Consider the following 18,686-nt stretch of genomic DNA (forward strand, 5'->3'; position numbering starts at 1 on the left):
GCCGCTTAAGTGGCCTCGCCGCCGACCACGTCATAGGTCTTGGCAAAAATCGCCGCATCACAGGGATACATTTCCCCGTCGATACCGGTAATCAACCAGTCGCCCGCCTTGCCCTGCATGCGCCCCTCCATGGTCTCAACCACAAAGGCCTCGGGCATGCGGCGCACCTCAAGCGGGATCGGCTTCTTGACCGCTCGCACGGCGTCCGGCAGGGCACTGGCGCATTCATGGCTGCCATCGGGCAGGCGTTTGATCTCAATCATTCGAGCCTCCGTTCATCCCATCCGCCTGCCGTTCCAGCCAGTCGGCCCGCTGGGCCAGCTTCTTGGCCCAACCGGCCGACAAACCCGCTGCACGTGACAGCGCACGTACTTCATCCACCGCCGGTCGATGCGCCGTCTCGACGGCCCACAGCCGGGCCAGCGAGATGTCCGGGTTCGGCCGTTCAACCAGCATCATGTCATCGCCGGGGGCAATCACGCCTTCATCCAGCACCCGAAAATACCAGCCGGTGATGCCCTCGTCCGCCACCCGACGCGAAGCTCCGCTGACGCCCAGGCGATGATCGATCTTCCAGCACGGACGGCGCGACTGGGTGATCTGCAATCGACAGTCGCCCAGCGCAAACACATCGCCCAGACACACCTGCGTTTCATCCACGCCGGCGACCGACAGGTTTTCGCCGAGCGTGCCCGGCCCCACCTGACCTGCCAGCGCCGGAAACGCTGCGACCAGCCGCGCATAGTGGTCCGCCGGGTAAAGGTGCACCGCCTTGTCCGGCCCGCCGTGATAGCGCCGGTCGGCCTGCTTGTCGCCGACCAGACCCTCGCGGCTGCACAGCACAGGTGCGTCCAGCCGCGTCTTGAACATGCCGGTCATCTGCCCCTCCGGGGGCAGCGGCCGCAACCCGCCGGCAAACACCGTCACCGGACCACCCAATCTCTCGTTCACTCAGCATCCTCCATCGGCCATAACCACGCTGCACCGCGCACGCCGGAGCTGTCGCCATGCATGGGTGGCAACAGTCGGGTGGACACCTGATCCGAAAATACGTACCGACCCCAGCGCGCTGGCACCTCAGTGTATAAACGGGCCATCGACGACAGACCACCCCCGAGTACGATGACCTCAGGATCCACGATATTGATGACGCTTGCCAGCGCGCGCGACAGGCGATCGACATAGCGCTGAAAGCACGCCTCGCAGCGCGCATCGCCGGCCTCGGCGCGCGCCGAGATGGTGGCCGCATCGATGGCCTCGCCGCCGTGGCGACGATGATCCGCCGCCATGCCCGGCCCCGACAGCCAAGTCTCGACACAGCCGTTGCGACCGCAATAGCACGGCGACCCGGCGTCCTCATCGGCGAGCGGATTGTGACCCCATTCCCCGGCAATTGCATTCGCACCATTGAGCACTTGGCCATTAATGACCAGACCACCACCCACCCCGGTCCCCAGAATGACGCCGAACACCGTCCTGGCGCCGCGCGCCGCGCCATCCGTTGCTTCGGACACGGCAAAACAATTGGCATCATTGGCCAGGCGGATGTCACGGCGCAGCACGGCCTGCAAATCGCGCAGCAGGGGCTGGCCATTGAGACAGGTGGAATTGGCATTCTTGATGCAGCCGGTCAGCGTCGAGAGCGCCCCCGGCGTGCCAACGCCCACGCGTGCCCGGTCACCCAGCGACTGTTCCATTCGCTCGACCAGACCGGCCACCGCCATCACCGTCGCCATGTAATCGTTCTGCGGGGTTGCGATGCGCTCGCGCGCCAGCACCCGACCGGCCCCATCGAGCGCGATGGCCTCGATCTTGGTGCCGCCCAGATCCACCCCGATCCGCAGCATCTCAGTCGGCCCACACCCCGAGCGCCAGCATCTGGCGTGTCGCGGCTTCGCTCCAGCCACGATTGGCGGCGGGGCTGGCCGGGCTGGGGTGCAGCACCCGACCGATCTTCACCGGCAAGCCAGCAGCCACCTTGGCTGCACGCTGTTCTGCCCACGCACCGACGCCGATCACCCACTCGGGCGACAGCGCTTCGATCAGCGTGCGCAAATGGGTATCGCAGGCGGCCATCACCGGCGCCATTTCAGCTGCGGCCAATTTATCGGGCGTGAGATTGCGCCCACCGTCAAAGAAAGCCAGCGGACAGTAGTTGGCCACGAAATGATCGGCAAAGAAGGCGTCCGCGGTGCCGAAACGGTCTCGAAACAGCCCCCACAGGCGCCGACCGCTGACCTCGGAGCGCGTGCACGCAAAGCCTTCAACCGGGCGCTTCGGGTTCTCGATGGCGGGCTGTCCGATTTCGCCGGACAAGCCCATCCAGTCGCGCACCATGGCCACTTCACCGAAGGGCACACCGGTTTGCACCATGCCGAAGGGGCCGGGGTTCATGCCCATCAACACCACTTTTTTTCGCCCGCTGCCGTAGCGGCGCAGATAGGCTTCATGCACCGGCCAAGCATAGCTGAGCGGGTTATACACATGAGATACCGGCGGTGAAAACTGCAAGGCATCCACCTGCGCCGACAGATTTTTTGCCGCCGTGATCAGCGGGTGAGTTGCGCTCATGCGCTTGCCCCCAAGGCCGGCTCCGGCCCCGCCCGCCATGGTGCCACCTTGAGCAGCAACACCATGCCGGGAATCGCCAACACAAAGCACAACAGAAAGAAATTGAACCAGCCCATACCCTCCACCAGCCAGCCGGCGGAGGCATTGATGAAGGTACGCGGCACCGCCATCAGGCTGGTGAACAAGGCCAGCTGAGTGGCCGAATAGGCCGGGTGGGTGGTACGCGCCATGTAGGCCACGAAGGCAGTGGTGCCCAGCCCGGCACCAACGGCTTCGCCGGCAATCACCGTCGCCAGCACCACCAGTCGGGCCGCATCCGAGGGCGCCGGACCCAGCCAGGCCAGCCACACGAAACCAAGAATGGTGACGATCTGCACCACACCAAACAGCCACAGCGCCCGGTTAATGCCGAGCCTGACCATCCAGATGCCACCGAGAATGCCGCCGATGACCATCGGCCACAATCCGGCGTTCTTGGCGATCACGCCGATCTCGGTCTTGCTGTAGCCCATATCGAGATAGAAGGGCGTGGCCAGTGCAGTGCACAGCGAATCGCCAAGCTTGTACAAGAAGATGAAAGCCAGCACCCACAACGCCGATTGCACGCCATGGCGACTGAAAAATTCATGGAAAGGCTCGACCACCGCATCGCGCAGGGTGCGCGGCCGATTGCTTGCCGCCGCGGGCTCATTCACCATCAGGGTCATGATCATGCCGGGCAGCATGAAGGCCGCGGTGATCAGGAACACCTGCGACCAGGGCAGATGATCGGCCAGGATCAGCGACAGCGAACCGGGCACCAAGCCAGCGATACGGTAGGCATTCACATGGATCGCATTGCCCAGACCGAGTTCTTCGTCCGCCAGGATCTCCCGACGAAACGCATCCAACGCAATATCGAGCGTCGCCGAACACAGCGCAATCACAGCGGTGAGAGCCACCACGAGGGTGAGCTGCTCTGTCGGTGACAGCCGGCCCAACCATGCAATCGATGCCAACAGCCCGAGTTGTGTGACCAGCATCCAGCTGCGACGCCGACCGAGCACCGGCAGAATGCCGAAGCGATCGAGCAGGGGGGCCCAGAGGAATTTCCAGGTGTAGGGAAACTGAATCAGCGCAAACGCACCGATGGCCTTCAACGACAACCCTTCCGTCTTCAGCCAGGCGGGGATCAGATTGAGCAGCAGATAGAGCGGCAGGCCGGAGGCAAACCCGGTGAAGATGCACACCAGCATGCGCCGGTTGAGCAGCACATCTCGCCAGTGCGGTCGCTTGGCGCCAGCGGGTGCGACATTGGCGGGGTGGGTCACGACGGGGGGAGGGCCTTATTTGACAGCATGATCGGAGGCATCTGCCGGCGCATCTGCGGGCGTGTCATCACGAATCGCCTCGACCACATCTTTGCCCGCTTCCTTGACCTTGGCCGCGGCTTTACGGGTTGCGTCCAGAAAACGCGCTGCGGCTTCGGCGGTGGCTGCGCCGGAATCACGGACTTCGTCGATCGGCCCGTCACCCGCCAGATCAATAGGCACCAGACTTTTTTCTTCAACCGGCGCGGCCGGCTGCGTCATCTCTGGCGGCTCGGGGAGGGTTTCTTCGGCCTTGCCCGTTGCCGCTTCACCCAGTTTCTTAAGGGCTTCGCCCGCTTTCTCCAGGGCTTCGCGCGCTGCCACCCCGGCGTCACGCAAGGCGGGATCAGCCCGCTCCTCGACCGGCGCCTGTGCAGGTTCGGTGGTCGGCGCCGGTTCGCAACCGGCCAGCAAGCTTCCACTCAACAGCAAATACAACGGGGGCACCCGGCCCATCACTCGTCTCCAGCGCGTCGACTTGAATTGATCGATCAATGCCTGGATTGTCCCACAGCTCACGCTTTACGACCCGCTGGCCGACATCGCCGATACCGATTGAATCAATCCAACCCTGAAATGACACGAGGCCCTTGCGGGCCTCGTCGTCCAACACCTGACTACACTTACTTGACGCGGTTTTTGTATTCGTCGGTACGGGTGTCGATTTCGATCTTGTCACCGATCTCGACAAAGGCCGGCACCATCAGCTCGAAGCCCGTCGCAATCTTGGCCGGCTTGAGCACCTTGCCTGAGGTGTCGCCCTTGACGGCGGGTTCGGTGTAGGTGACTTCGCGCACCACCGAGTTGGGCAGATCGACCGAAATCGCCTTGCCGTTGTAAAACACCACTTCGCAGGCCAGGCCGTCTTCGAGGTACTTGAGCGCGTCGGTCATGTTGTCGGCTTCGACTTCGTACTGCTCGTAATCGGCGTCCATGAACACATACATCGGGTCGGCAAAGTAGGAGTAGGTCACTTCCTTGCGCTCGAGCTGGACGACTTCGAACTTGTCGTCGGCTTTGTAAACCGACTCCGAAGGCGCTGCAGTCAGCAGGTTCTTCAGCTTCATTTTCACGACCGCAGAGTTGCGGCCTGACTTGTTGTATTCGGTTTTTTGCACGACGAGCGCGTTACCGCCCACCATGATCACGTTACCGGAGCGCAGTTCCTGAGCAGTTTTCATCGCGTATACCTGAGGGTCTTCGGACAGCAGCGAGGCTGCTCGTCATTTAAAACCGGCTATTTTACGTCGGGTTGAACCATTTTCACCAGCCTCTCGACCAGACCGTCCGTCGCCGCGATCTGATCGCACCATTGCCGCGCATGCTGACGAAGCGTCGGCAAGGCCGCACTGAAGCGCTGCCACGCCTGTTCTTGGGCACCAAGGCCATTCCAGTCTCGCCACATGGCTTCTATCACCGCAGCATTCGCGGTGTCGACCTTTGTCAGATAGCGACCGAGAAACGCCTCCATTTTATCCACATGCGCTGCATCGGCCTGTGGATAAGCCTGCCAGACAAAAGGCCGAGCCGCCCACTGTGCACGAACAAAGGAGTCTTCACCACGCACGAAATTGACATCGCACATCGCCAACAATCGGTCGTAGTCCTCCATCGACAAGAAAGGCAAGGCACACACGGTGAGCGCCCCGCGCTGCCAACATGTCTGGGCCGCATGCGATTCACCCAGCCACGGCATAAGCCCTCGCCAGACCGTACCTTCCGGCACCCACAGCACGACCGGCGTCTCACTGATCTGCCAGTCCGTCAGACGCGGTACCAAGCGGGGATTGTCGTAGGCAAACAAGGAAATCCACTGCGCCGACGCCGACACGTCCGCACCGCCATACGCCGCCAACCATTGGTGGCGGCCTGTTTCGGCTTGTGCTGCATCACGTCGTGAAAACACATCAGGCTCACGAATCAGGCCACCACTTCGCGCGGTAAAGCCTGGAAAGAAAAAGGTCTTGGCCAGACCGGTGGCCGGATCCGGTGAGGGCAGTCCATGGCAATCCTCAATCCAGTCTTCCGCACTCAGATACTCCAGATTGATCCACACCGGCGGGGTCTGTGTATCACGCATGGCGGCCAGATAGATCGGCGGCAGCGCGCAAGCGAAAGCTTCGATCACGCCGTCCGCCAGCGTTGTCGGCGCCTCGGCGACTGCCCATGGCTGCACCGAAACCTTCGAATCGACGAACGGTGCCGGCACCGCCGGCGCACACGGCAGCAGTCGACGTAAGGTATCCCAATCGTCCACAAACAACCGCACCGCATGCGGAGAACGCTGCGCCAAAGCACGCGCCAGGCGCCATGAAACACCGATATCCCCAAAGTTATCCACAACCCGGCAGAAAATATCCCACTGCATTGCTCAACACTCCCAACGATCGGTCGAATGTACACAACTGGCCTTACATCCATGGGATGAATTGTGGACAAGCCGCGGTTTTCGGCCCGGCTCAAAAACCATGAACAATCCACTCACACAACAGGGGCTGGCTTATCACCAGCTTTATCATTGCCGTAAGTCGATGAATTAACTGATAAAAAATCACCTTTCCACAGAAAAGTGCCGAGCGTATACATTATTGTTATTTATATAAATAAAACAGTTAACACCCCTGTAGACAAAAGCCGCGGCCAGAAAACCGCCGCTTTTTTTTGATTTGCAAAGCGCACAATCCCACCGGTTTTTCCGTTAGGATGGCGCCTCGATTCAAGGACAACTGCTCGGAAAAACCAAACGCTGGCCGCAATCATTCACAGGCCATGAATGACAGCGGATCTGGAAAGGTTTCTGCCTAGCAGGAAAACAACGGGAACGGGATCAGGCATGGGGCAATCAGGACGATTGCCCCCAAGAGGCGGGTCGATCAGTTGAAGTTGGGAAAATCGGCCAAGGCCGTCATGTGGGCTTCGGTCAGCCAGGCCCAGTCACCGGGTTCGAGTACGGCGGGCAGATCCAATCCGCCGATACGATCACGATGCAGGACCTCAACCCGGTTTCCTGCCGCCGCGACCATGCGTTTGACTTGATGATATTTGCCCTGGGTGATGGTCATCCAGATGGTGTGGGTATCAATGGCTTCGACAGAAACGGCGGCGACCAGCTCACCGGGTTCATCGACCAGTTCCACCCCATCGCGCAGCGCGGTCAGCAGTTCCGGCGTGTGACCATGCTTCAGCGTGACGCGGTAGCGCTTTGGCGTCTGCTTTTTGCCCGAGCTCCACACATGGATGAACTGTCCGTCGTCCGAGAGCAGGATCAGGCCGGTGGTGTCCTGATCGAGCCGGCCGATGGTCTGCACACCGCGTTCGCCCAATTGCGGCGGCAGCAGATTGAACACCGAGGGGTGGTGTTTGGGCACCCGGCTGCACTCGAAGCCTTCGGGCTTGTAGAGCATCAGGTAGGCTTTTTCGTGGTAGGCCCATTCTTCGCCCTCCACGGTAAAGACCAGCCCGGCCGGATCGACCTCGGCGGTGGGATTATCGATGACTACACCGTTGGCGGTGACCAGGCCGGCACTGACCAGCAGTCGGCAGTCCTTGCGGCTGCCGAAACCCTGGGTTTGAAGAAGGCGAGCGATTTGCATGGCCACAGTTTACCGAAAGGCCCGGCGCTTTACGCTACACTCCCGCCTCAACCGATTGGAGCTGGTGTTTTGGAGTTCGAACATCTGGTCGAGGTCAATCTCCTCGACGACCCTGCTGTTCCGGATCTGACCCGCGAAGAAGTGTGGTTTGGCCTGTTGTGCCGGGCCGAGGATCCACGCCCCTTTCTGCCCGGGCTCGAGTCCTGCGAGGTGCTCACACGCAGCGAAACCGCGCTGACGCGTCGTCTGAATTTCGGCAAGGTGCAGATTTTCGATGCCGTGCGCTGGCAGGCGATGGACTGGATCTGTTTCGAATCGGCCGCGACGGCTGAGCATCCCAGTGGCCGGCTGACCATCAGCCTTGAACAACCCGAACCGGACAGCGCGGCGCTGTTCTTGCGTTTTGCCTACCGCACTGGCTTGTCGGAGACGGCTGGCGATGACGCGAAATACGCCGACTATGTGCGCTCTGCCTATCACCAGTCCGATCTGGATACGGTCAAGGTCGTGCGCATGATCGTCGAGTCCACCCGAACCGACTAGTTTCTGAAGAGAATCCTGACTCATGTGGTTTCGTAACCTGCAGTTGTATCGTCTGCCGGTGCGCTGGGATATGCGTATCGACCAACTCGAAGATCAGCTTGCCCGCCGCGCGTTCACGCCCTGCGGTTCGCAAGATCCGGAATCCCGCGGTTGGCTGCCGCCGGTGGCCAATGGTCCGCTGGTGCACGCCGTGGGTGGCCAATGGTTGATCGCGCTGGGCATCGAACATCGCCTGCTGCCGTCCTCCGTGGTCAAGCAGGAAGCCGAAGAACGCGCGGCGCGCATCGAGCTGGAGCAAGGTTTCAAACCCGGTCGCAAGCAGATGAAAGATCTGCGCGACGAGGTGACTCAGGAGTTCATGCCCCGCGCCTTTACCCGTCGCAACAAGGTGTATGCCTGGATCGACCCGCAGGACGGCTGGCTGGCGGTGGATGTGGCCAGCGTGACCCGCGCCGAGGACATCCTCGAAGCGCTGCGTCAGAGCCTTGAAGCGTTCCCGCTGACCCTGGTGCGCACCGAATTGAGTCCGGTGGCTGCCATGAGCGACTGGCTCGCCGGCGGCGATGTGCCGGGCAACTTCACCATTGACATGGACTGCGAACTCAAGTCGGTGACCGAAGACAAGGCGGCGGTGCGCTATGTGCGTCACAGCCTCGATGGCGACGAGATCAAGACCCACTTGCAGGAAGGCAAGTTGCCGACCAAGCTGGCATTGACCTGGAATGATCGGGTTTCTTTCCTGCTGACGGAAAAGGGCGAGATCAAGCGCCTGCAGTTTCTCGATGTGGTGCAGGAAGAAGCCAGCGCTGGCAGCGAAGATGCGGCCGAACTGTTCGATGCGTATTTCGCGCTGATGACCGGCGAGCTGCGCCAGTTGATCCCGGCCGTGATCGGCATTCTCGGCGGCGAGCTGGCCACACCGGCGGTCTGATCGCGACATGACACCGGCCGTCCTGCGTCTGTTCTTCTGGGCGGCGCTGGTCGCCGTGCTGGTATTGTCGTTGCTGCCGGTGCCGCCTGGACTCATGGTGTTCACCTGGCAGGACAAGCTCGAGCACGCCTTCGCCTTCCTCGCGCTTGGGGTGCTGGGTCACCTGGCATGGTGCGGCCGTTTATGGGCCGTCTCTGCCGGTCTGCTGGCCTATGGCGCGCTGATCGAGATCGCGCAGTCGATGACGACGCACCGCATGGGCGATGGCTGGGACTGGCTGGCCGATGCGCTGGGCATCGGCCTGGCAAGCCTGGTGTGTCGCTGGCGCCGGCCCGTCTGACGAATTGTTCCGGCGCGAGTCGGGGGTTATGCTGTGGTGCTTGTCTGGACTTGTCGAGGCGCCGCTCCGCGTGTATCTGACCCGCTTCTTCCAGCGTCTGTGGCGTGCCGCGCCGCGCACGCTGCCCATCCATGCCCATCGCAGCCGTCAGCTCGATCGCATCCGCCGCCGTATCGTGGTGGCCGGCATCGTGCTGTTGGGCATGGTAGCGATCGGCACGATCGGTTTTCTGGTGATCGGCGGCGCTACGACGAGCTGGTCGGACGCGCTCTACATGACGCTGATCACCTTATCGACAGTCGGTTATGACGAGGTGGTGCCCATTGTCGGCGTCTGGCCGCGGCTCTTTACCGGGGTGATCTCGCTGGTTGGCTTCGGCGTGGTGACCTTCACGTTCACTACCTTGTCGGTATTCTTTCTGGAAGGCGACCTGGACGACACCTTGCGGAGACGACGCATGGAAAAGCAGATTGGCAAACTCAAGAACCATTATCTGATCTGCGGTTTCGGGCGCGTTGGCCGCAATATCGCCGAAGAACTCGACGCCACCCGCCGGCACTACGTGGCGATCGATATCGACACCGATTGCCTTGTCACGGCACGCGAGCGACAGCCCGATCTGCTCTATCTGGATGGCGATGGCAGCGATGATGACATCCTGCTCGCTGGTGACATCGGCAACGCGGCCGGTGTGTTTGCGGTGACCGATGATGATGGCCGCAACATGATGATTGCGCTCACCGCCAAGCAACTCAATCCAAACGTGCGGGTGGTCGCGCGCTGCATGGAGGTGCGCAACAGCCCAAAACTGCGCAAGGCCGGTGCGGATGTGGTGATCTCGCCGGACTTCACCGGCGGCTTGCGGATCGCCTCGGCCATGTTGCGTCCGGGCGTGCTCAGCTTCATGGATGACATGGCGCGATCCGAAACAGCGCACCGACTGGAGGACATTCCCCTGCCGGCCGGATTTGCGTCAGCCACGGTCGGATCGTTGGATCTGGCCGGTTTCGACGTGGTGTTGCTGGGCGTGCGCGAGCACGGCCGGTTTCACTTCAATCCAAGCCTGGATTTTGCCTTGGAGCCGGGGCAGGTTCTGGTGGTGATGTGCGCCCCGGAAGCGCGCAAGGCGCTGGAGCGGGCGATCTCTCGTTAGGTCTGTCAGCGGTCAATCAGGACGGGCCGATGCCGGCCTTACTGCGTATCGAGGCCGCTCAGCAAGGTGTCGGCGTTATGGCGCATCATACCCAGATAGGTACTGGCCGGGCCGCCGCTGGCCAGTGCGTCGGCATATAGCGTGCCGCCACGGCGGGCACCGGTCGCTGCGCGGATGCGCTCGATCAGACGCTCATCGGCAAATGACTCCAGAAACACCACCGGCACCTTCAGCTCACGCAACTGCTCGATCAGTGTGGCCAGACTGGCCGCCGAGGGCGACGCTTCGTTGGAGAGCCCCGCCGGGGCGACAAAGTGCAGACCGTAGGCGTGGGCAAAATAGCCGAAGGCATCATGCGGCGTCACCACCGTGCGGCGGTGATCGGGTAGCGCCGAAAAGCGATTGCGCAGTTCGACATCAAGGGCATCGAGTTGTGCGATGTAGGTGCTTGCCCGATCAGTGTACAGCGCGGCGCCCGCCGGATCGATTGTCCCGAGTGTGGCGGCGATCGCCCGAACATAGTGTCTGGCATGATCGATATCGAGCCAGGCATGCGGGTCGGCCGCGCCATGGTCGCCATGGGCATGCGATGCCGATTTTTCGTCCTCATGATCCTCATGCGCATCGGCCATCAGCGGCGTGATGCCGTCCGATACCGTCAGTACCCGCCCCTTGTAACGGGCAGCCGCAACCATACGGGCAATCCACGGATCAAAGCCGAGACCATTGGCAATCACCAGATCAGTCTGGCTCATCCGGCGGATATCCGACGCCCGCGGGTCGAAGCCGTGGGCATCTTGGTCAGGGCCGACCAGACTGGTTACCACCACCCGCTCGCCACCGACCTGATGCGCCAGATCCGCCAGAATGCTGAAGGTGGTGAGCACACGAATCGGGGCTTTTTCGGCCAGCGTGCTGGCAGACACCAAACACAGCAGACTCATCAAAACAAGGCGATGCATCATCCGGTGGCTTCTCCCGTGTGCCAGTGGCGGCGTGGCCGCAGCGCGCTGGTCATCAACACCAGCAGATAAATGAGGCCCAGCGACATGACCACCGAGGGGCCGGCGGGCACATCCATGTGATAACTCAAGAGCAGGCCGCCCAGACTGCCGGCCAGCGCAAAGACAACGGCCAGCGCGAGCATGGCGTCGAGCCGGTCGGAAATCAGGCGGGCGGTGGCAGCGGGCAAGACCATGATGCCGACCGCCATCAAGGTGCCAAGTGCGTGAAAGCCCGCGACAAGGTTCAGCACCGCCAGCAGCAGGAAGCCCATGTGCGCGATCGCACCCGGGCCGCCCGCCTGCCGCAGGAAGGCCGGATCGGCACATTCAATGACCAGCGGTCGGTACAGCAGCGCCAGACCGAAGAGCGATACGGTCGCAATGCCGGCGATCAGCATCAACGTGTCTGCGTCAAGCGAGAGTACCGAGCCAAAGAGCACATGCAGCAAGTCGACGTTGCGGCTGCGCAGCGATACCAGCAACACACCGATGGCCAAGGAAATCAGGTAGAACGCCGCCAGACTGGCGTCCTCGCGCAATGCCGAACGCCGCGCCACCGCACCCGCGGCCAGCGCCACCGCGACGCCGGCCATGATGCCGCCCAGCGTCATGGCGCCCAGGGACATGCCGGCCACCAGATAGCCGATTGCCGCACCGGGCAAAATCGCGTGCGAGATCGCGTCGCCCATCAGGCTCATCCGGCGCAGCAGCATGAAGACGCCAATCGGCGCCGCGCCCAGCGACAAGGCCACGCAGGCGGCCAGGGCGCCGCGCATGAACTCGAATTCAAAGGGTTGGATCAGCCAGTTCATGCGCGTAGGGCGTTCCGCAGAAAGTCGTGGCGCGTGCTTTTGCCGTCGGCCGGGGTGGGGCGCAGGGTCAACAGTTCGACGGTGGGGGTGAGCTGGGCATGACCATCATCGACGGTCAGGCACAGCTCGAAACGCTGGCGCACCAGTTCGACATCGTGCAAAACCACCAAGGTCGTGCGGCCTTCGGCATGCCAGCTATCGACCAGGGTCATCAGCGCTTCGCGCGTCGGACGATCGACGCCGGCAAAGGGTTCATCGAGCAGAAGCATGGCTGCGTCTTGCAGAATCAAACGCGCAAACCGGGCACGTTGTAACTGGCCACCCGAGAGTTCGCTGATCGGGCGTCGCGACAAGGCGCTCAGGCCGGTGCGTTCGAGTGCATTGGCAATCGATTGGCGCACCGCCGGGCTCATGCGCCGGAACACGCCCATGCGCTGCCAGGCACCCATGGCCACAAATTCATACACGCTGATCGGAAAGCGTCGGTCCACGGTTGCCGCTTGTGGCAGGTAACCCATGCGTGCGCAGGTTTCGCAGCGCCGCATCTGGCCGGCCATCAGCGGCAATTCACCGGCGATGGTACGCAGCAGGGTCGACTTGCCCGCGCCGTTGGCCCCGATGACGGCCACGCGTGCGCCGGCCGGCACCGCCAGCGACACATCGGAGACGGTGGTCTGGCCACCATAGCCGGCGCTCACACCGGTAAGCGTCAGGGCCGCCGCGCTCACAGCAGCGCCCAGGCCATGGCTGCCCACAGCACGGCCGCCGCGGCCGCGGCAATGGCGAGCCGAGCGCCGACACCGAGAGTCAGCAAGGAATGAAAGGGGCGGACGTGCAAAGGCATGAATGCAACCAGTTCGACAAAATCAGGGTTTATACTGCAACAATGTTGCGTTTAAATCAAGGCGTCAACGAGGCGCTCAGGCGCCCTTGCCACAGGTCGGGCAGGCGCCATGCAGCACCAGTTCGGCCCGATCCAGTTGGTAACCACCGGGCAGATTCACCGCCACCGCCGGCTGCAGCCCTTCCAGGCACACCACCTTGCCGCAGCGGTCGCAATGAAAGTGCGCATGCTCATGCGGGCCGGAGGCGGCCACGCCAAAGCGCCGCGCGCGGTCATCACCGGCCATCTTGTGCGCCACACCCGATTCCACCAGCCAGTCGAGCGTGCGATACAGTGTGACGCGGTCGTGCTTGATGCCCTGTTCGGCCAGCGCAAGGCCGATTTCGTCATGGGTCAGCGACTGGTCTGCGGCGAGTAGGATCTCGAGCACGGCCACACGGGTGCGGGTGACGCGCCCGCCCTGGGCGGTGATCAGCGATTCGGCAGCACTGAGATGAGTGTGAGTCGACATAGTGTTGCAAGTCAGTTGCAGGTGGTTTTGCAACATAGTAGCATTTGCGCCATCGAAAGGCACGCCCGTCAGCGCGCCTGCCTTGTCATGACCCCTTGGAGTGGATGAATGTTTGCGATGAAAACACGGCATGTTGTCGGTGGCTTGTGCCTGCTCGCCGTTCCTTTCCTGGCGGCGGCCGCCGGCGGCGCCCATGAACACGGCGTGGCCCGCCTGAGCCTGGTGCAGGAGGGCACCACGATCACACTCGGTTTCGAGAGCCCGCTCGACAGTCTCGTCGGCTTTGAACATGCACCGCGCACCGATGCGCAGAAGCAGGCCTTGCAGAAAGCGCGTGCGGCACTGGAGAACGCGGCCACGGCAGTGACGCTGCCGGCCGCCGCCGCTTGCGTCGTCAGTGCGGTGACGGTGGATATGCCCTTTGGTGACACGGCCCACGACGGGCACGACGACCATGACACGCACGCCGATGCGGAGGCGGAATACGTTTTCGAATGTGCACAGCCCGCTGCACTGGACACGGTGACGATCGGCCTGTTCCAGGCCTTCCCGCGGCTGCAGCGCATCGATGCCGAAGCGGCCACGGCCGCCGGCCAGGGCAAGGCGGTGCTGCGCCCGGCACAGGCGACATGGTCGCTGCCGGCCGCACGGTGAGCGACGCGGCCGTCGCGCTGCGCGGGCTGCGCTTTGGCTGGCCGGGCGCGGCGCAGGCCTGTGTCGACATTGCCGATTTCACGCTGGCGGCCGGCGAGCGCCTGTTTCTGCATGGCCCCAGCGGCAGCGGCAAGACCACGCTGTTGTCGCTGATCGGGGGGGTATTGCGTGCCGACGCCGGCTCGCTGCGGGTGCTGGGCACCGACCTGGTGGCGCTGTCCGGGCCGCGGCGCGACCGCTTTCGTGCCGACCACATCGGCTTCATCTTCCAGCAGTTCAACCTCATTCCCTATCTGTCGGCGGCCGACAACATCGCCCTGCCCTGCCGCTTTTCGCCGCTGCGGGCGCAGCGCGCCGGCGATATCGGCGCGGCGGTGGCGCGCCTGGCCGGGCATCTTGATTTGCCGGTCGATCTGCTGGCACGGCCGGCGGCCGAGCTGAGCGTCGGTCAGCAACAACGTGTCGCCGCCGCACGGGCGCTGATCGGTGCCCCGGCGCTGGTGGTGGCCGACGAACCGACCTCGGCGCTGGATGCCGCCCGGCAGGATGCCTTCCTCGATCTGCTGCTGGGCGAGTGCGCGGCGGCCGGTGCGAGCCTGCTGTTTGTCAGCCATGACCTGCGCCTGGCCGGGCGCTTCGATCGATGCGTGGCGCTGAGCAACATCAACGCCACGACGGAGGCCACGGCATGAGGCTGCCGCTATGGCATCTGACCCTCGCCAGTATCCGCAACCGTGGCCTGGCCACGGTGCTCACACTGGTGGCCATCGCCCTCAGCGTGACCCTGTTGCTGGGCGTCGAGCGTCTGCGCAATGACGCCCGCAGCAGTTTCGCCAACACCTTGTCGGGCACCGACCTGATCGTCGGCGCGCGCAGTGGCGCGGTGCAGTTGCTGCTGTACTCGGTCTTTCATATTGGCGACGCGACCCATGATGTGAGCTGGTCGCGCATCGACGCCTTGCGCAGCCACAAGGATGTGGCCTGGCTGGTGCCGGTGTCGCTGGGCGACTCGCATCGCGGTTTCCGGGTGGTCGGTACCACAGCCGATTTCTTCGCTCATGTGCAGACCGGCGATCGTCAGCCCTTGCGTTTTGCCGCCGGGCAGGCTTTCGACGGCGTGTTCGACGCCGTGGTGGGCGCCGAGGTGGCCGCGAGCCTGGGCTATGCGCCGGGGGCGAAGATCGTGCTCAGTCATGGTGCCGGCGAGTTTGCGGCGGCCGAGCATGGCGACAAACCCTTTACCGTGACCGGCGTGCTGGCGCGCACGGGTACCCCGGTGGACCGCTCGGTGCTGGTTGGTCTGGCGGCGATCGAGGCGATTCATCTCGACTGGCAGGGCGGCAGTCGTATCCCTGGCGTGGAGATTCCGGCGCAGTTTGTGGGCAAGTTCGACCTCAGCCCCAAGCGCGTCACCGCCGCGTTGATTGGACTGGAGCGGCGCTCGACCGTGTTCCGGGTGCAGCGCGAAATCAACACCTCGGACGGCGAGCCGCTGCTCGCCATCCTGCCCGGCGTGACGCTTGATGAGTTGTGGCGCGTGGTCGGCGTGGTCGAGCGGGTGTTGCTGGCGGTGTCGGCCTTCGTGGTCGCGGTCGGGCTGGCCGGCTTGGTGGCGACGCTGGTCAGCAGCCTGTCGGCGCGGCGGCGCGAGCTGGCCATTCTGCGCGCGCTGGGCGCCGGGCCGGGTGATGTATTCGTATTGCTGATGACCGAGAGCGTGTTGCTGGCGGTGGCCGGCTGCGCGCTGGGCGTCATGTTGCTGTGGGCGCTCAGTGCGGGCATCGCGCCCTGGCTGATGGCCGAACACGGGGTGCAACTTGTCGCCCGCTTTGTGGATCAGAGTGAGTTGGTGTGGTTGGCTGGCGTGATCGCCGCCGCGCTGCTGGCCAGTGTGATCCCCGCCTGGCGCGCTTATCGCTATTCCCTCGCGGACGGCATGACCGTTCGCATGTGAGACCGACATGAAGATAAAACTTCTGATGATGCTGGCTGTGGTGGGCCTGGCGGCCGTGCCGCTGTGGTTTGGTCTGGCCAGCACCGACGTGCAGGCGCAGGCCGGCAAGGACTACGCCGTCGGTGACCGCCTCGCCAAACCGGCGCCGAAAACCGCGGGCGGCTTTCGCACCATCACCTTCGACGACCTCATGCCGGCCGACTGGGACCCCAACGCGATCTTCAAGCAGCTCGACATGGAGAGCCTGAAAGATAATGATCCGCGCGCCATGGAGGTGATGGCCAAGATCAAGCAGGCGTGGGAGGCCGCGCCGGTGGTGCCGGCGCTCAATGGCCAGAAGATCCGCATGGCCGGCTTCCTCGTGCGCCTCGAAGGTGACGACAAACACATCCGCGAGTTTCTGCTGGTGCCCTACTTCGGCGCCTGCGTGCACGTGCCGCCGCCGCCGGCCAACCAGGTCGTGCATGTAATCCCCGACCAGCCGGTGCCGGTCGGGCCGGACATGGGCGCCGTGTGGGTCAGCGGCACGATGCGTCTCGCCGCGTCCAAGACCGATCTGGGCGATGCGGGCTACCGTATCGCGGCGGTCAAGGTCGAGCCGTATCTCGAATGATCGCCTGATCATGCGGGCGTCACGCTCTCCATTCTCAGGTCGCCTGACCTGGCTGCCGGCGCTGTTGCTGGCCGCGCTGCTGCAGTTCTCGATGGGCATGCCGCTGACGCACGCGTACGAGCATCTGCCGGCGTCCGAGGCGCACCCGGCGGATACCGTGCACATCGGTGATCCGGCCGAGCACGCGGCGGATCTGCTGTGTCTGGACTGCGTGGCCGCATCGGCCACCGCAGACATGCTGGTCGAGGGTGGCGTCGCCGCGCGCTTGCCGTCACCCGGCCTCGTCACGGTGGCGGCGTCGTCGACGCCAGTCCCTCACTCTCGCGTGCGCCGCGCGCGAAACCGTTCGCCCCCGACCGTCTGATTACCGTCTCGCAACGTCCTTGCCGGCCCCGCTCCGCGGCGCCGGTGTGAGCTTTCGTGCGCCCGATTCGCGCACACACACAGGTATCAGATGATGAAAAACTCCCGAATTCTGGCCAGCGCGGTGGCGCTCGCTTTCGCCTCCCCCGTCGCTTTTTCGGCCGCGTCGCCCGAAGTGGCCAGCCTGCGCGAAGAAATCCAGCAACTGCGTGCCCAGTACGAAAAACGACTGGCCGAGCTCGAACAACGTCTGGTGAGCCAGCACACCGCACCCGTCGCGGCGCCCACCCAGACGGCGTCGACCGGCAAGGGCTTCAACCCCGAGATCTCGCTGACCCTGCAAGGCCAGTACCGTCGCATGAAGGACATCGACGAGCGTCACATCAGCGGCTTCGCCGCCCTCGCCGACCACGACCATGATCACGGCGGCGGCGAGCGGGGCTTCTCCCTCGACCACACCGAACTGGTGCTGGCCGCCAACATCGACAGCCACTACCGCGGCCTGGTGAACTTCGGCATCGCCGACGACGAAGTCGAGGTGGAAGAAGCCTGGTTCCAGACCACCGGCCTGGGCCACGGCCTGACGCTGCGCGGCGGCCGCTTCCTGTCCAGCATCGGCTACCTCAACGCCCAGCATGCCCATGCCTGGGACTTTGCCGACGCGCCGCTGATGTACACCGCGCTGTTCGGCGAGCATGCCAACTACGGCAACGACGGCCTGCAGCTCAAGTGGGTGCTGCCCACCGACCTGTTCGCCGAAGTCGGCGTCGAGATCGGCCGCGGGGCCAAGTTTCCCGGTACCGACCGCGATGTGAACGGCATCGGCAGCAGCGCCATCTTCGCCCACCTCGGCGGCGATGTCGGCAGCAGCCACAGCTGGCGCGCCGGGCTGTCTTACCTGAATGCGCGCGCCGCCGACCGCCACTCGCACTTCGAGGATGTTGGTGGCGAGGAGGTGACGGGAGACTTCACCGGCCGCAGCCGGATGTGGATCGCCGATGCGGTGTGGAAATGGGCGCCCGACGGCAACGCCGGCGCGCGCGCGCTGACCCTGCAGGCAGAATTCTTCCAACGCCGCGAAGACGGCGACCTGAGCTGCGAGGGCGAGGCCGGCAGCGCCTGCGCGACGGCGGTCGACAGCGACTACCGCACCCGCCAGCGCGGCTGGTATGCCCAAGCGGTGTACAAGTTCCATCCGCAATGGCGCGTTGGCTTGCGCCATGACCGGCTGGATCCGGGCACCCGCGACTATGGCGACAACAACGCCAACATCGCGCGCGAGAACCACACCCCCAAGCGCAACAGTGTGATGGTGGATTGGAGCCCGAGCGAGTTCTCCCGCCTGCGCCTGCAACTGGCGCGTGACCAGTCGATGGCCGGCGAGACCGACAACCAGCTGTGGCTGCAATACGTGATGAGCCTGGGTGCGCATGGCGCACACAGCTTCTGAG

23 protein-coding genes are annotated in these 18,686 nt (G+C 63.8%); 10 read left to right on the top strand and 13 right to left on the bottom strand.

The window, feature by feature from the left end; translation table 11 throughout:
• Positions 1 to 5: 5 nt before the first annotated feature.
• From FHP91_RS04700 to FHP91_RS04740, 9 genes are all read right to left on the bottom strand, one after another.
• Positions 6 to 263 (bottom strand): PGDYG domain-containing protein, encoded by a 258-nt coding sequence (locus FHP91_RS04700; protein WP_222105107.1) that lies wholly within the window; start codon positions 261 to 263, stop codon positions 6 to 8.
• Positions 256 to 951 (bottom strand): MOSC domain-containing protein, encoded by a 696-nt coding sequence (locus tag FHP91_RS04705; RefSeq protein ID WP_246116215.1) that lies wholly within the window; start codon positions 949 to 951, stop codon positions 256 to 258. The genes FHP91_RS04700 and FHP91_RS04705 overlap by 8 nt, the downstream gene beginning before the upstream one ends.
• Positions 948 to 1,847, bottom strand: a complete 900-nt coding sequence (locus FHP91_RS04710) for an ROK family protein (protein ID WP_222105108.1) — start codon at positions 1,845 to 1,847, stop codon at positions 948 to 950. The genes FHP91_RS04705 and FHP91_RS04710 overlap by 4 nt, the downstream gene beginning before the upstream one ends.
• Before the next feature lies 1 nt (position 1,848).
• Entirely contained in the window at positions 1,849 to 2,571 is a 723-nt protein-coding gene (locus FHP91_RS04715) for a uracil-DNA glycosylase family protein (protein WP_144308475.1), read from the bottom strand.
• Positions 2,568 to 3,881, bottom strand: a complete 1,314-nt coding sequence (locus FHP91_RS04720; protein WP_391527558.1) for an AmpG family muropeptide MFS transporter — start codon at positions 3,879 to 3,881, stop codon at positions 2,568 to 2,570. Before FHP91_RS04720 ends, FHP91_RS04715 begins: the two co-directional genes overlap by 4 nt.
• A 15-nt stretch (positions 3,882 to 3,896) precedes the next feature.
• Entirely contained in the window at positions 3,897 to 4,376 is a 480-nt protein-coding gene (locus tag FHP91_RS04725; RefSeq protein WP_144308476.1) for a hypothetical protein, read from the bottom strand.
• A 167-nt stretch (positions 4,377 to 4,543) separates the two neighbouring features.
• Positions 4,544 to 5,101 (bottom strand): elongation factor P, encoded by a 558-nt coding sequence (gene efp / locus FHP91_RS04730; protein WP_144176122.1) that lies wholly within the window; start codon positions 5,099 to 5,101, stop codon positions 4,544 to 4,546.
• Between the two features lie 56 nt (positions 5,102 to 5,157).
• The gene (gene earP, locus FHP91_RS04735; RefSeq protein WP_144308477.1) at positions 5,158 to 6,288 is read right to left on the bottom strand and encodes an elongation factor P maturation arginine rhamnosyltransferase EarP; all 1,131 of its coding nucleotides are present in this window, start codon (positions 6,286 to 6,288) and stop codon (positions 5,158 to 5,160) included.
• Positions 6,289 to 6,793: 505 nt separating this feature from the next.
• Positions 6,794 to 7,513: a pseudouridine synthase gene (locus FHP91_RS04740; protein ID WP_144308478.1), complete on the bottom strand. Its 720-nt coding sequence runs from the start codon at positions 7,511 to 7,513 to the stop codon at positions 6,794 to 6,796.
• 69 nt (positions 7,514 to 7,582) lie between these two features.
• On the opposite strand from FHP91_RS04740, the gene FHP91_RS04745 reads away from it, so the two are divergent.
• The 4 genes from FHP91_RS04745 to FHP91_RS04760 all read left to right on the top strand — a co-directional run bounded on the left by FHP91_RS04745 (position 7,583) and on the right by FHP91_RS04760 (position 10,480).
• Positions 7,583 to 8,056, top strand: a complete 474-nt coding sequence (locus tag FHP91_RS04745; RefSeq protein WP_144308479.1) for an SRPBCC family protein — start codon at positions 7,583 to 7,585, stop codon at positions 8,054 to 8,056.
• A 22-nt stretch (positions 8,057 to 8,078) separates the two neighbouring features.
• Positions 8,079 to 8,987: a recombination-associated protein RdgC gene (locus FHP91_RS04750; protein WP_144308480.1), complete on the top strand. Its 909-nt coding sequence runs from the start codon at positions 8,079 to 8,081 to the stop codon at positions 8,985 to 8,987.
• A gap of 7 nt (positions 8,988 to 8,994) precedes the next feature.
• Entirely contained in the window at positions 8,995 to 9,327 is a 333-nt protein-coding gene (locus FHP91_RS04755) for a VanZ family protein (protein WP_144308481.1), read from the top strand.
• Positions 9,328 to 9,397: 70 nt separating this feature from the next.
• A complete protein-coding gene (locus FHP91_RS04760; protein WP_246116216.1) occupies positions 9,398 to 10,480 on the top strand; it encodes a potassium channel family protein in 1,083 nt (360 codons plus the stop codon).
• Positions 10,481 to 10,518: 38 nt separating this feature from the next.
• Here the strand turns inward: FHP91_RS04760 and FHP91_RS04765 are convergent, their stop codons facing one another.
• The 4 genes from FHP91_RS04765 to FHP91_RS04780 form a co-directional block, all read right to left on the bottom strand.
• Positions 10,519 to 11,445 (bottom strand): metal ABC transporter solute-binding protein, Zn/Mn family, encoded by a 927-nt coding sequence (locus tag FHP91_RS04765; protein ID WP_144308483.1) that lies wholly within the window; start codon positions 11,443 to 11,445, stop codon positions 10,519 to 10,521.
• Positions 11,442 to 12,296, bottom strand: coding sequence for a metal ABC transporter permease (locus tag FHP91_RS04770; RefSeq protein WP_144308484.1), 855 nt, complete (start codon positions 12,294 to 12,296; stop codon positions 11,442 to 11,444). The genes FHP91_RS04765 and FHP91_RS04770 overlap by 4 nt, the downstream gene beginning before the upstream one ends.
• Positions 12,293 to 13,024 carry a metal ABC transporter ATP-binding protein gene (locus tag FHP91_RS04775; RefSeq protein WP_186301442.1) on the bottom strand — a complete coding sequence of 244 codons (732 nt, stop codon included), beginning with the start codon at positions 13,022 to 13,024 and terminating at the stop codon, positions 12,293 to 12,295. The genes FHP91_RS04770 and FHP91_RS04775 overlap by 4 nt, the downstream gene beginning before the upstream one ends.
• Before the next feature lie 192 nt (positions 13,025 to 13,216).
• Positions 13,217 to 13,651 carry a Fur family transcriptional regulator gene (locus tag FHP91_RS04780; RefSeq protein ID WP_144308486.1) on the bottom strand — a complete coding sequence of 145 codons (435 nt, stop codon included), beginning with the start codon at positions 13,649 to 13,651 and terminating at the stop codon, positions 13,217 to 13,219.
• Between the two features lie 108 nt (positions 13,652 to 13,759).
• On the opposite strand from FHP91_RS04780, the gene FHP91_RS04785 reads away from it, so the two are divergent.
• The 6 genes from FHP91_RS04785 to FHP91_RS04810 all read left to right on the top strand — a co-directional run bounded on the left by FHP91_RS04785 (position 13,760) and on the right by FHP91_RS04810 (position 18,685).
• Entirely contained in the window at positions 13,760 to 14,305 is a 546-nt protein-coding gene (locus tag FHP91_RS04785) for a ZrgA family zinc uptake protein (RefSeq protein WP_246116217.1), read from the top strand.
• Complete coding sequence (locus tag FHP91_RS04790) at positions 14,281 to 14,997, top strand: ABC transporter ATP-binding protein (RefSeq protein WP_144308487.1); 717 nt, start codon at positions 14,281 to 14,283, stop codon at positions 14,995 to 14,997. Before FHP91_RS04785 ends, FHP91_RS04790 begins: the two co-directional genes overlap by 25 nt.
• Positions 14,994 to 16,259, top strand: coding sequence for an ABC transporter permease (locus tag FHP91_RS04795; protein ID WP_144308488.1), 1,266 nt, complete (start codon positions 14,994 to 14,996; stop codon positions 16,257 to 16,259). The genes FHP91_RS04790 and FHP91_RS04795 overlap by 4 nt, the downstream gene beginning before the upstream one ends.
• 7 nt (positions 16,260 to 16,266) lie before the next feature.
• Positions 16,267 to 16,872: a DUF3299 domain-containing protein gene (locus FHP91_RS04800; protein WP_144308489.1), complete on the top strand. Its 606-nt coding sequence runs from the start codon at positions 16,267 to 16,269 to the stop codon at positions 16,870 to 16,872.
• Positions 16,873 to 16,936: 64 nt separating this feature from the next.
• On the top strand, positions 16,937 to 17,236 hold the full coding sequence (locus tag FHP91_RS04805; RefSeq protein ID WP_144308490.1) for a hypothetical protein: 300 nt from the start codon (positions 16,937 to 16,939) through the stop codon (positions 17,234 to 17,236).
• Between the two features lie 93 nt (positions 17,237 to 17,329).
• On the top strand, positions 17,330 to 18,685 hold the full coding sequence (locus FHP91_RS04810) for a carbohydrate porin (RefSeq protein ID WP_144308491.1): 1,356 nt from the start codon (positions 17,330 to 17,332) through the stop codon (positions 18,683 to 18,685).
• The last annotated feature ends 1 nt before the right edge of the window (position 18,686 follow it).

This window comes from Denitromonas halophila, from assembly GCF_007625155.1.
Classification (GTDB): domain Bacteria; phylum Pseudomonadota; class Gammaproteobacteria; order Burkholderiales; family Rhodocyclaceae; genus Nitrogeniibacter; species Nitrogeniibacter halophilus.